Raw genomic sequence first — 12,544 nt, 5'->3', positions numbered from 1 at the left:
AGAGCCTGCGGTTAACCATGAAAAAACTGTTATTTGTGTTTTTCTTTTTTTGTGCATGGACAGCCCATTCTCAAAGTTTCTACCGCTACCGGTTTGAAGAACCGTGGTCAATTTCGGCCAGTATAGGACCCACTCAATATTTTGGAGAACTCTATTCTTTCTGGAAATACCAAGAAGGAGTTCAACCTGACTGGAATGCAAATTTTGCTATTCGAAGAACTATCGGTACACACCTAAGAACAAGGCTTGAGGGTTCTTATTACAAGATGTCCGGAGCAGATGAACCTTCTGATCCTAGAGCATATCGATTTCCAAGGAATCTAACATTCAGGGCCAGAAACTGGGAGATCTCCAGCATTTTCGAATACCATTGGCATCCTGTCAAAGTACCCAACATCCACAGACCACTTTGGAACCCTTATATCTTTGCAGGACTCGCGCTTTCCACTAACAATCCCGAAACACAGCTTGACGGAGAGTGGGTAGACCTTCGCCCATTACAATTAGAAAACAATCCATACGAGCGCTATATCCTTGCTTTCCCGATGGGACTAGGTCTCAAATACAAGTTGAATGTCTACATGGATTTAACTTTCGAAGGAAACTATCGGTTCACGCTTACCGATTATATGGATGATATTTCTGCCTTCAATGTAAGCGAATTCTATTTGGACCTTGTGGAAGATTATGTTGATGGATCCAACCCTGATCGATTAAGATTAGCCATTAGAAATCCAAAATATCTGGATGACAATGGAATGCCAGACGTTGATAAAATCCTTCAAAACGGAGGAAGAATTAGAAGAGGTTCCGGATTAAGACATCGCTTTGACGGATACATGACTATCAATGTGGGATTGGAAATCCACCTTTCTGAGGATATTTTCCAAAACTGGATTTTCAGGGATAGAATATACGAGAAGCGTTTCCGATTCTGGTAAATCACATTTTCAGGCTCAAAACTCCTAATTCAGATTGGAAAATCAGAGTTTCTGTAGTACCTATCTGATAGCTAGGATTTTTTTCATGGTGTCCTGACACCAGCGCTACCCACTTGATTTGATGCATTTCTGAAAACTCAATCAGTCCGCTTTCTGTCTCTTTGTGATTGTATATGTGCCTATGGAAAGTAATTTCTTCATGACCCTTCACAAATTGTGACATTCTCTCGTGAATCTCAGAACTGTTTTCAAAATGAGAGGGAGTATTGATAAAAACCAAGTGGACACTTGCCCGGAATAATTTCACCATTGGTTTTAATAATTCAAAAGTCTCTGATGCACTTGCTGAAAAGTTTGATGCAAAAGCCAGCTTTCTAAAATGATTTCCATCTAGAGAGTCCTTAACCGCTAAAATAGGACAATGCGCATTTCTAAGAACTTTCTGAAGATTGCTCCCGATGAATTCGCCATCCTCATAGCCTTTTCCATAGGCTCCAATGACTATTAAATCAGGATTAAATTCCTTTGCCGTCTTTAAAATCAACTCCCAAGGAACTCCGATTTTAACGATGGATTTCAAAGAGGTTTTGACAGGTAGAATATTCGCTAGATAATTGGGCAAAAACTCAACAGCTTCATCATACTCTTGCTGAATCTGAGCGTTTTTGGCTTTCATCTGATCTGACAAAAAATCCCAGTCCAACTCGGTAGGGATAATGGTCACGCAGAGAATTTGAGCTCCTGATTTTTGGCTGATTTTATAAGCTGTCTTCAATGCAGCTACAGCATAGGGAGAAAAATCAAAGGGAACGAGGATAGATTTCATGGTCTTTGCTAATTGGATCAGTAGCAATTTCCATAAAATAAAATTCTCACAACATGATGATATTCAGTCCAAAACATGAGAAAAATCTCTTTTCTCCAAGGTATCAATCAAGGTTTAACTCCATTTTGACATCACAGCGGCAATACTTTCCAGCTTCAGGTACAGACTCCGTAAAACCCAGTTTTTTATAGATATGGAGAGCCGGTTGTAGCTTGGTACTGCTGTAAAGGACTAATTTCTTCCCTCCCATCTCTTTGGCTTTTTCAATGATAGCCTTTCCTAAAAACATCCCGATACCTTTGCCTTGAGCACTTTGCTTCACCCCCATTTTCACCATTTCATAAACACCTTCTTCTACTTTTGCCAAACCAACCGTTCCAACTATTTCATCTCCCAGCTTAGCAAAAATGATATCTCCTCCCGTCTCGATAATCGTCTTTTCGGGGTTTTCTAATTGCTCAATATCAAAAGGTTCCAGCGTAAAATATTCCTGAACCCAGGTTTTATTGATGGTCTCGAATTCAGATTTCAAATCAGAAGAAAATGGGATAACGGCTAGCTCATTCATAGAAATTGGGATTGAATAGACTGTAAAAGTAATCAGAATAGCTTAGCTTAGGAATACTAAACATCAACCAAATCATGAACTTAAAACAAATACTTTTCATCATGGCAATGGCGTTTTGCCTTCCTCTTATTTCTTACGCACAAAACCCTGAAGCCAAAATCAAAGAATTGGGAATCACGCTACCTGAAGTAGGTCAGCCCATGGGCACTTATGTAAAGTGGCGGCAAGTTGGAAACGTGCTTTACCTCGCCGGAAATGGTCCGGATGTTTTCGGAAAAGTGGGTGCTGACCTAACGGTTGAAGAAGGCTATCAAGCTGCTAGAGAAACAGGAATTGAAATACTGGCAGTTCTAAAAGCTGCTACGGGCGGGGATTTGAGCAGGATCAAGCAATTTGTAAAAGTTTTGGGAATGGTCAATTCTGCACCGGATTTCACCAAGCACCCTGCTGTCATCAATGGTTTTTCAGATTTAATGGTGGAAGTATTTGGAGAGGCTGGAAAACATGCCCGATCTGCAGTAGGTGTGGCTGCTTTGCCAAATGATATTGCAGTTGAGATCGAGGTAATCGTCGAACTGAAAGACTAAGCTCAAAACAAGCTCTGCTGCACAGCAAATCCTTCCAGCTCCAGCAGAGCTTGTTTTCTTTTCAATCCCCCTGCATAGCCGGTTAGTTGCCCGTTGGTACCAATGATGCGATGACAAGGCAAGATCACCAATACGGGGTTCGCTCCAATTGCGGCTCCAACGGCTCGAATTGCAGCGGGATTGCCAAGTTTTTGAGAGAGCTTCATATAAGTTGTGGTCTGACCATAAGGGATTTCATTGACGGCCTCCCAGACACTCTTCTGAAAATCCGTTCCCTTCAATTGAAGAGGGAGATCAAATACTTTTCTTTTGCCTGAAAAATACTCTTCTAACTGATTTTTTACTTCAGCCACCTTTCCTTCTAATGGTTCTTCACTGACTGGATCCTCGGTAAATTGAAGTCGGATAAGCTTACCATCTTCTAGTTCGATAAGTATATTTCCCAGAGTTGAAGCTATGATTGGCATGGATTGACTATTGTTTTCTAAATGTATAAGTAAAAGTATTTCAACTGTATTTCACCGAGCGCAGTGAGGTGTATTTCCATTGTTTTGTTTAATAGATCAACTCATCGCCAAGCGATATTTCCATATTTCCCTCACCTGTTCGATTTCCACTTCGAAAGGCGGGTAAATCGGGTTTGCTGAGCATAGCAGTAATTTCTCCTCTGACTGAATGCGGTTATAAGCCAACTTGAATGTCACCCCATCTTGCTCGGTTACTATTACATAGCGCTCTCCGTCCTTCACTGCCAGCCAATCATCCACATATTCACAGACGATCCAGGCTCCATCTGGAATCGGCAGCATAGAGTCTCCATCTACCTGAAACACACGATGTTTTTTATCTGTTGGCAAGAAAGGTAACGCAAACCTCGGCAACTCTGAAATGTACTCGGGATCAGCAAATCCTGCTAGGTAACTTGCTTTGGCCCGCTGTGAAACCACTTCAATCAGCTCTCTCCCCTGCTCATCCACTGTGGTCGCCAAAATCCGAAGCTTTCTACCCCTCAGAAACTGATCTGTTTCCAGCAATTCCCGGAGCTTATATTCCGAATAAGAGGACAAATCCTCCCGCAGCAAAATATCCACTGACACACCCAAAGTATCTGATATTTTCACCAAGGTATCCAAAGGCGGATTTACACTGGACTCATATCCCGCCAACTTAGACCTGGAAATCCCCAAGGTAGAAGCTAGCATCTCTTGGGTTAGATTTTTCTTTTTTCTTATAAACTTAATGTTGGTATTTAAAGTCATAATTATATCTGAAATACAATAGAAATAAAATAGAGATAAGCCCCGCAAGCGGGGCGAAATACAGGCTAACTATTGTCTTTTATTTGATTTTTAGCAGAATAAGTAGATTTAATCATGTTATTTAATCTGACTTGAATGTCACGTCTAAGTTGATTGAATAGTAAGAATTCCTGATCAGACACAATTCCTCTTTCAAAGCCCAAATCGATCCAATGTTCTACACCTTCAGATAAAGATGCCCTTGAAATGTAATAGAATCTGGATTTTTCTGAAAAATGAAATCGAGCATATCCTTCGGCAATATTTGCACCCACTGAATCAACCGCAGACAGCATTTGATCACCCCAAACTTTCTTTTCCTGAAAACTCAATCGTTGATAAACAGTCCATGCATTCGTAGAAAGCTTTCGGGAAATGCGATAGACCTCCAGTTCATGAATCGGGATATAAGCTGATTTCTCATTCATATTTTATTCTTTGTTGAAATAGACTTTCGGTAAAATAAGACCCGAATTAAGTATTTCACCGACCGGTGGGAAGGTGTATTTCTATTGTATCTCACCAAAGGTGTATTTCAGATTAATTCTCTTTCCGTCAACTCCCTTCAATCTTTTATTTCAAGTATTCAAATATAAAACTTTTGTTTAAATTATAAACACTAAAATGTCAATATAATTAACAAAAGGAATGGAAGCGAGAAGAAGTATCGTGCACATGGATCTGGACTCCTATTTTGTGTCGGTAGAGAGGTTATTTGACAGCAGGCTCAACGGGAAGCCAATCTTGATCGGAGGTTCCGGGGACCGAGGCGTAGTGGCTTCTTGCAGCTATGAGGCCAGAAAATTTGGTGTGCATTCTGCCATGCCCATGCGTACTGCCAGGCAACTTTGTCCCGAGGCATTGATTATTCGGGGCGACTTTGAGAAGTACAGCCAAAAATCCCACGAGGTCACCGAGATCATCAGGGAGGAAGTACCTCTTTTTGAAAAATCCTCCATTGATGAATTCTACATCGATCTCACAGGAATGGATCGCTTTTTCGGTTGCTTCAAGCTTTCGCAGCAGATCCGGCAACGCATCATGAAAGAAACGGGATTACCCATTTCACTGGGACTATCAGAGAATAAAACTGTCTCCAAAGTGGCAACCGGAGAGGCCAAACCAAACAACGAAAAACAGATTCTATTCGGAGAAGAAAAGCCTTTTCTCGCTCCTCTATCCGTTCGGAAAATCCCGATGATCGGAGAAAAAACATCCCAGACGCTTTACAACATGGGTGTCAAAAAAGTACAGACGCTGCAGCAAATGCCTGCCGAACTCCTACAAGCTACTTTTGGTAAAAACGGGAATATGATCTGGGAAAAGGCCAATGGCATTGACAGATCCCCAGTCACCCCCTATTCCGAAGCCAAATCCATTTCTACGGAAAATACCTTCGAGCAGGACACCATCGACGTGAAGATGCTGGAAGCTACGCTGGTTGCGATGTGCGAGCAGCTCGCCGGAAAACTCCGTCAAAATCTACAATTGACAGCCTGTGTGAGTGTAAAGATTCGTTACTCGGATTTTGACACACATACTGTGCAGCAGCGCATTCCCTACACTTCGGCAGATCACACGCTGATCCCGCTGGTGAAAGAACTCTTCCGCAAGCTTTACAACAGGCGAATGCTGATCCGACTGATCGGGGTACGTTTCAGTTCGCTGGTTTACGGCAACTACCAGATCAAGCTATTCGAAGACACCCAGGAGCAAATCAACCTTTACCAAGCTATGGATAAAATCAATGGGAAGTTTGGTGAGAAAACCGTCTGCCGAGCTGTAGGCATGTCCGTGGGAAGAAGAAGGTTTAATCCTTTTAATGGGATGGCTGTTTGATAAGCTCTTGCTTGAAGTTCTTCTTCTCATCCACGATATTGTCGAAAATTCTACTCGAAATTGAAAACAACTTCCCATCTCTTCACCTCCTCCCACTTAGGCTTTCGAACTTGGTTAGAATCAGATTTAGAGGCTTTCAGTCAGATGAATGTTGATCCGGAAATCATGAAATACTTCGAAAAGCCCTTATCAATAGAAGAGTCCCAGGCTATGATGGATCGGATGAACCGAATGTTTGATGATAAAGGCTACTGCTATTTCGCAGTGGATTTATTGGCGACCGGAGAACTCCTAGGCATGATCGGATTGGGATGGAAAACTTTTGAAGCTGAGTTCACACCCTGTGTGGACATTGGATGGAGAATCCGTAAAGAATTTTGGAATAAAGGGTTTACAACTGAAGGAGCTAAAAGATGCTTGGAATATGCAAAGGAGATAGGACTACAAGAAGTGCTTTCCCTAGCATCCTCGGATAATAAGGCCTCTATTAGGGTCATGCAAAAAATCGGGATGGACTATTGGCTAGACTTTGATCATCCAGATCTGAAAAAATCAAAGCACTTGAATCCTTGCAGTTTGTATCGGATAAAACTTTGAAATACTTTGAAATACCATTGAAATAAACCTCCCTTCGGTCGGGAAATACTAAACCAAGCTATTTCGCCGAAGGCATATCTCGCTTCAGCATATCTCGGGAGTCAAGCGACCCTATCTCAGCGAAGCTGTATCTCAGAAGCGAAGTGACTCTATCTCGCCGCAGGCCTATTTCAACTTTAAACAAAAAAAGATGCCATCTCCAAAGGAAATGACATCTCGCCACCCAACCCAACTATAATAACTACGCTAAGAATAAGGATGCAATTCCAAGTACTTGGTCTTTGCTCAATGGCTCATCCCAACCCTCAGAAACTGCGGCTGCATCGATGCCTGTCAAAGCAGTCACATCAACTCCACCATGGCTAACATTCTCCTCACCAGCATAAATCGCCTGCGTGGCTGCTGGAAGGGATCCGATAGATCCATTGGTGATCCAACCTTTCACTGTATCCTGTCCTTTTTTAGTTCTTAATCTTCTGACCATTGAGGCATGTCTTGCCTCCACAGAGTGAATGGAAAGCGCTGCTGTAAGCACCACATCTGATTCCATCACATTGGCCGCCTGACCTTTATAAGCTCTTACACCCGTATCTTCAAAAGCCTGCGAAAGGGCCAAGAACGTAGGGTAATCTGTAAATGGAGAGAAATTTCCTCCTGCTGTGAAGTCAAAATCAGGTTCTGCAACTGGCGTTCCCATCAATACATTTCCGATTACTTCTGTCAGGAAATTTACGTGAGCCAATTCATGATCACGGATTTTTGTAAAAATGTTCAAATCTGCTCCATCAATGACACCAGACTCTACTCCTGTCTGATAATATCTGTATTCCAAATGCTCAAGCGTCAAAGCATAATTCAAAACTCCGATCAAGCTCGCCGTATCAGCTTTTGCTACTTTTGGCAAAGCTGAAAGTACTCCAAGTGGCACTGCTGCCATGGCAACTTTCTTACTGAGATCTCCAAACTGGCGGAAAGCCTCTCTTCTGGAGAAAAACATATCTTTCTCTTCCGAACTATTCGTGTCCGGACACATCGTATCAAGCAATTTTAATAAGTTCATATCTAATTGTGGTTAAGGTGAATATTAGCTAGGCAATTGACTAAAGTCAATTGGCGTTTTTACGTAAGTTGAAGCTGCTGTCAAAACATCTGTAAAGCCCAACGTACGCTCCAGACCATTTGAGTCTATCAAATCATCTCCTGCGAAATCATCTGAACCTGGATTGATCAAATCACGGATAGCAGCAGCATGTCGTGCTTCTACCGATACGATCTTTCCGGCAATCAATAAGTAATTTGGATCTTCAATAAATTGTCCAGCTCCGTTATAAGCCGCAACCCCTAAATCTTCAAAAGTCTTAGCAGCTGCCAACACGGCAGTTCTATTGCTGAAATCGATAGTACTAAAATCAACTTCCAAATCTGCGATTGCAGCACTTCCTAGTGCAGCTTTGAAGAAATCACGGTGAGCACGTTCGTGCTTTTCCAAGTCCCCCATAATCGTTTTCTCCTCAGCACTTGCATTAGCAAAATATCCTCCTGCTATCACTGAAGCATAAAAAGCGGCCTCTAGCTGCTCCAAGGCATAGGCATAATTCAAAATACCGATGTCTCCAGAACCAAGGTTCACACCTTCCAACATAGGAGGCATCATATCGTCATCATCATTACAGCCCATCAAAAGCAATCCTGCTCCTGCCACTGACATTGTTCCGAATTTCAGGAAGTTCCTTCTATTAGTATTCGTCACCAGTCCTTTAGGCTTGATCAATTCATTTTTCATTTTACTTGTGTTTAGGTTAATAATCCGGTTTTAGTTTTCCATGGAAAAAAATGAAACCAAATGACCAAAACTGATTTCGGTCGGATGATTTAGAAGCAATTACGAGGCAGAGTGTCCAACTGGATTAGGTCGGCTAAAAAATTGAATCTATTCAAAAAATCAAATGCGAAAATTTATTTATAAAATACAATTAAATGATTGTAATAATCCTATCGTTTATTTAAATTGAAGAGTAATTACCTGACAATAAATTAGTTAGGTAGTTAATATTTGCAAGGAATAAAATTTTTAAAAACTCTTCTTTTTTCAATTTAAACTCAAAAAAATCATGAAAAACTACATTCAAAAACCCATTGGAGAACTCCTGCTTTTATTCTTGGTTATCTTCTCATTTTCTGCATGTATCTCGGACGTCACTAATCCTGACCAACCGCTAGACCCGAATAGCAATCTTGAAAAAGTAATTGACTACCCTGAAGCCTATCCATTGGAAAACCTGAGGATGGATCCCGGTACACTAAAAATGCTTGCAGATCTAAGAGCTGCAACTGCAAAATATCATGATATAGAAGTAGCCATGGAAGATGGATATGGGCTAGGCTCTGGATGTGTTTCTACCCCTGCCGGAGGTATGGGATTTCATTATGTCAATTTTGCTGCAGTTGATGGGGAGTATGATCCTACCATGCCAGAGGCTGTATTATATGAAATGGATAAAAATGGACAAATGAAACTAGTCGCAGTAGAATTTGTCATTAATAAAGATGAATGGGATGCAGAAAATACTGAAATGCCTTATTTTGGAATGCAGGCATTTGATGTAAAGACAGGGCCAATTGGACCTAATAACCCTCTTCCATTTGACAATTACCAACTTCATGTCTGGGTTTGGAAACATAATCCAAACGGAATATTTACTATGTTTAATCCAAAGGTCACTTGCAATTAAATAATAAAGCCCCCTGTCTTGGGGGCTTTTTTTTGATATTTTCAAGACTTCAATAATGCCACTTTCTCCTATTATTGATTAATAATTTCATTTTTCTAAGAGAGCTTATTCTGATTCTAAAATGACCCTAAACGATCAGAAATTGTAGCGTGAAAAGCATATTAATTTTTTAATCTCGTTATGATTTTCAATCATCCAACTTCTCCTATTTTTCCTAAAGTTTTAAAACTCTTAGCAGAAGGTTTTAAAAAACGTCTTATTCGACTGTATATCAATAAATTAATCATTTTACGATTTTCGTATTTTCAGCCCCATAATTTTTTAATTTAATCTTAAGTGAATTATCTTTCCGGTTCGGAACCCAAACATCTTAGACCTCACCTAATGCCTAATTTTATTTTATTGTTTTCCCTGATCTGGGTTTTATCCCCTTTTCAACAGGAAAATACTATTAAAATGGAATCAGAGCAGATTCTGGACTCCCTTATTAGCAAAGGTGAAGAATTTCTTTATGTAGAATGGGACAGTGCCTACTCCTACCTCAAAAAAGCAGATTCGCTAGCCAGAGAACTGGAAGAGGACAATAAATTAGGTAAAATCGCCAATCTATTTGGGACGCTTTATTACGTAGAAGGCGACTATGTAAAGTCTATTCAATATTATTCCGATGCAAGCGAAATTTTTAATAGAACTCAGGATGAGTCGGGATTAGGCTATGCGCTAAATGGTCGTGGACTTATTTATCTAAGCCAAAATCAACTAGAGAGAGCCATCGAGATTTTTAACCGATGTATTGAAATCAGCAAAAAGCTGGGAGATACTTACGGGATCGGTAAGAATTACTTCAATAGAAGTATTGGTGAGTCGGATCTTGGTCAATATGAAAAAGCCCATCAATCCATTAATTTGGCCTTAGAATACCTTAAAGATCATCAAGAAAGAGTGATTTATACCATGACTTTGAATAGGGCAGGTAAGATCTACTTTGACGAAGGAAAACTAAACGAGTCAGAAAGTTATTATAAAAAAGTATTGGAGTACCCTGGACAATTGTCTAATTGGGCAAATGCATTTGCATATTCGGGATTGGCAGAAGTGGAAATGGCAAAAGGCAATGTCAGAAAATCCATTGAATTAGCTAAAATTGCTGAAGACTATGTTTATAAAACACGTGGGTTCTGGGATAAAGGACGTGTATCAAACATTTTAATGACAGCTTATGAAGAGATAGGAAACTATGAATCTGCCTTGAAACACGCTAAACTCTATAAAGCCTATTCGGACAGTCTTTACAATGAAAATAAAAATGCAGAAATAAGTCACCTGCAGTTACTAGTGGCCGATGCAGACAATCAAAATTTACTTCAGGAAAAGGAACTAGCGGAAAGCAGCGCCAAGTCCAACAAGAAATTTACCATCATTCTGACCATTGCCCTGATTGGTTTGATCATTGGTTTTATCCTATATGGAAGAGTGATCAAACAAAAGGAAAAAATAAATCAAGACCTTCTAGAAAAACAAAAGGAGGTTCAAATCCAAAATGAAAAACTTGGAGCAATCAATGAGGAGAAAAACAAACTTTTCTCGATTCTTTCTCATGACTTAAAGGCTCCTATCAATTCCATCAAGCAGCTTCTTGAATTGGAAGAAAAAGGATTGCTGGATGAAGATGAACAAAAAACCGCCAGGAAATTACTTATCAAGCAAGTTTCGGACACGGATGAAATGCTGAGAAAACTTCTCAGATGGTCACATGCTCAGCTAGATGGAATTATCACTAACCGAACTCCAACTGATCTTTCTGCAATCGTTAGAGAGCAAGTAAGTCAGCTTGACTACCAAATTATTTCTAAAAACATCAAGATTGATTATTCATCAATTTTTGAAGATGTACAGATATTGGTTGATCCGCAGCAGCTGAGAATTATTTTGCAAAACTGCCTGCAAAACTCAATCAAGTTCTCTAATCCAGATAGCCAAATCAAACTTTGGAACTCCGTAAATGAAACTGATGGATTCATCAATCTCCATATCCAAGACGAAGGAATCGGGATATCTGAATCTAAAATGGAAGAAATTTCCTCCCAGGTTGTTCGGGTTAAATCTACCGAAGGAACCCAAAAAGAAAAAGGTACAGGTCTTGGATTGCTTTTGGTCCGGCAGTTTATGGAAAAAAACCAAGGGCTTCTTGTCATACATAGTAAACCTAATGAGGGAACCGAAATCATTCTTAGCTTTGAGAAAATCAATATCCCTGTAGGGAAACTCGAATCCTGATTAACTCACCATATCATGAAAAAACTTTTTTTTATTTCACTTATAATTTTGCTTTCCACTCCTCTTTTTTCTCAGGAATTATCTACCCGGGAGATGGATAGGATCAACTGGATGGAGTTTGCGGATTTTGTTCCCGAAAAGATCAATACGGTTTTACTTCCAACTGGTACTTTGGAGCCACACGGTGTAGTAAATAACGGAGCCGATAATACTGCTCCTTTTGCAATGGCGAAAGATATAGCCGATGAGCTAAATGCCATGATTGCTCCAACTTTGAACTATGGAATTACGGGAAGCATGGCTGCTTACCCAGGGGCTTTTCAGATCACAGAAGAAGCCTACACACCGTTTATCCGTGATATTTTGAAAGGCTTGGCCAAAAACGGGTTTAAGAATATCATCATTCTCAATGGCCATGGAGGTGGTCAAACTGCCGTTTTGCAAAAAGTCGCAGGCGAAATTGCCAATGAGCTGGGCGTACGAACCTTGGTAATCAACTGGTGGTCTTATGCCTCCGATGTGACTATGGAAGTTTTCAAAGAAGACGGTGGACATGCCGGACTTAACGAGACCGCGTACATACAAGCCATCGACCCTACTTTGGTTCATAAGGAAAAATACAATCCAGATATGGCAACTGCCTATCCTAAAACCGGAACTTATTCGGCTGTGCCTTTCCCATCTAGCATAGGTTTGTATCAGGAAGGTCAGGGATATCCTAATTTTGATGAAGCTCAGGCCAAGGAATATTTCCAAAAAGTCAATGCTAAAGTAGCTACATTGATCAAAGAGACGATCAGAAAATGGGATATGGCTGGGCTTTAAGTTCTTTTTTCTAGGATCAATTTCAACTTCATTCTTTAGCTTTTAGCCTTTGCT

The 12,544-nt window shown here is 40.4% G+C and carries 14 protein-coding genes; 7 read left to right on the top strand and 7 right to left on the bottom strand.

Annotation, left to right across the window (positions count from 1 at the left end):
* Nucleotides 1-17: 17 nt before the first annotated feature.
* Nucleotides 18-941 (top strand): DUF6089 family protein, encoded by a 924-nt coding sequence (locus J0A69_RS09075; RefSeq protein ID WP_206586240.1) that lies wholly within the window; start codon nt 18-20, stop codon nt 939-941.
* A gap of 1 nt (nt 942) precedes the next feature.
* On the opposite strand, the gene J0A69_RS09070 is transcribed toward J0A69_RS09075, so the two are convergent.
* Both J0A69_RS09070 and J0A69_RS09065 read right to left on the bottom strand, forming a co-directional pair.
* Nucleotides 943-1,767 carry a universal stress protein gene (locus J0A69_RS09070; protein ID WP_206586239.1) on the bottom strand — a complete coding sequence of 275 codons (825 nt, stop codon included), beginning with the start codon at nt 1,765-1,767 and terminating at the stop codon, nt 943-945.
* 103 nt (nt 1,768-1,870) lie between these two features.
* Nucleotides 1,871-2,335, bottom strand: coding sequence for a GNAT family N-acetyltransferase (locus J0A69_RS09065; RefSeq protein WP_206586238.1), 465 nt, complete (start codon nt 2,333-2,335; stop codon nt 1,871-1,873).
* A gap of 74 nt (nt 2,336-2,409) precedes the next feature.
* Here J0A69_RS09065 and J0A69_RS09060 point away from each other — a divergent pair, with 74 nt between their 5' ends.
* On the top strand, nt 2,410-2,922 hold the full coding sequence (locus J0A69_RS09060; RefSeq protein ID WP_206586237.1) for a RidA family protein: 513 nt from the start codon (nt 2,410-2,412) through the stop codon (nt 2,920-2,922).
* A gap of 2 nt (nt 2,923-2,924) precedes the next feature.
* On the opposite strand, the gene J0A69_RS09055 is transcribed toward J0A69_RS09060, so the two are convergent.
* From J0A69_RS09055 to J0A69_RS09045, 3 genes are all read right to left on the bottom strand, one after another.
* On the bottom strand, nt 2,925-3,389 hold the full coding sequence (locus tag J0A69_RS09055) for a methylated-DNA--[protein]-cysteine S-methyltransferase (RefSeq protein WP_206586236.1): 465 nt from the start codon (nt 3,387-3,389) through the stop codon (nt 2,925-2,927).
* Nucleotides 3,390-3,485: 96 nt separating this feature from the next.
* A complete protein-coding gene (locus J0A69_RS09050) occupies nt 3,486-4,181 on the bottom strand; it encodes an XRE family transcriptional regulator (RefSeq protein WP_206586235.1) in 696 nt (231 codons plus the stop codon).
* A gap of 65 nt (nt 4,182-4,246) precedes the next feature.
* A complete protein-coding gene (locus tag J0A69_RS09045; protein ID WP_206586234.1) occupies nt 4,247-4,648 on the bottom strand; it encodes a four helix bundle protein in 402 nt (133 codons plus the stop codon).
* Between the two features lie 220 nt (nt 4,649-4,868).
* On the opposite strand from J0A69_RS09045, the gene dinB reads away from it, so the two are divergent.
* Both dinB and J0A69_RS09035 read left to right on the top strand, forming a co-directional pair.
* A complete protein-coding gene (gene dinB / locus J0A69_RS09040) occupies nt 4,869-6,059 on the top strand; it encodes a DNA polymerase IV (RefSeq protein ID WP_205638841.1) in 1,191 nt (396 codons plus the stop codon).
* Between the two features lie 60 nt (nt 6,060-6,119).
* Nucleotides 6,120-6,656, top strand: coding sequence for a GNAT family N-acetyltransferase (locus J0A69_RS09035; RefSeq protein WP_206586233.1), 537 nt, complete (start codon nt 6,120-6,122; stop codon nt 6,654-6,656).
* Between the two features lie 241 nt (nt 6,657-6,897).
* Here the strand turns inward: J0A69_RS09035 and J0A69_RS09030 are convergent, their stop codons facing one another.
* Complete coding sequence (locus J0A69_RS09030) at nt 6,898-7,716, bottom strand: ferritin-like domain-containing protein (RefSeq protein ID WP_206586232.1); 819 nt, start codon at nt 7,714-7,716, stop codon at nt 6,898-6,900.
* Between the two features lie 24 nt (nt 7,717-7,740).
* Nucleotides 7,741-8,439 (bottom strand): ferritin-like domain-containing protein, encoded by a 699-nt coding sequence (locus J0A69_RS09025; RefSeq protein ID WP_206586231.1) that lies wholly within the window; start codon nt 8,437-8,439, stop codon nt 7,741-7,743.
* 328 nt (nt 8,440-8,767) lie between these two features.
* Here J0A69_RS09025 and J0A69_RS09020 point away from each other — a divergent pair, with 328 nt between their 5' ends.
* The 3 genes from J0A69_RS09020 (at nt 8,768) to J0A69_RS09010 (ending at nt 12,490) form a co-directional block, all read left to right on the top strand.
* Nucleotides 8,768-9,388: a hypothetical protein gene (locus J0A69_RS09020; RefSeq protein ID WP_206586230.1), complete on the top strand. Its 621-nt coding sequence runs from the start codon at nt 8,768-8,770 to the stop codon at nt 9,386-9,388.
* A gap of 456 nt (nt 9,389-9,844) precedes the next feature.
* The gene (locus J0A69_RS09015) at nt 9,845-11,665 is read left to right on the top strand and encodes a tetratricopeptide repeat-containing sensor histidine kinase (RefSeq protein WP_206586229.1); all 1,821 of its coding nucleotides are present in this window, start codon (nt 9,845-9,847) and stop codon (nt 11,663-11,665) included.
* Between the two features lie 15 nt (nt 11,666-11,680).
* Nucleotides 11,681-12,490 (top strand): creatininase family protein, encoded by an 810-nt coding sequence (locus tag J0A69_RS09010; protein ID WP_206586228.1) that lies wholly within the window; start codon nt 11,681-11,683, stop codon nt 12,488-12,490.
* The last annotated feature ends 54 nt before the right edge of the window (nt 12,491-12,544 follow it).

The sequence above is a fragment of the Algoriphagus pacificus genome (assembly GCF_017254845.1).
Taxonomy (GTDB): Bacteria; Bacteroidota; Bacteroidia; order Cytophagales; family Cyclobacteriaceae; genus Algoriphagus; species Algoriphagus pacificus.
The sequence above is the reverse complement of the archived record's forward strand: the minus strand, read 5'-3'. Positions and strand labels throughout refer to the sequence as shown.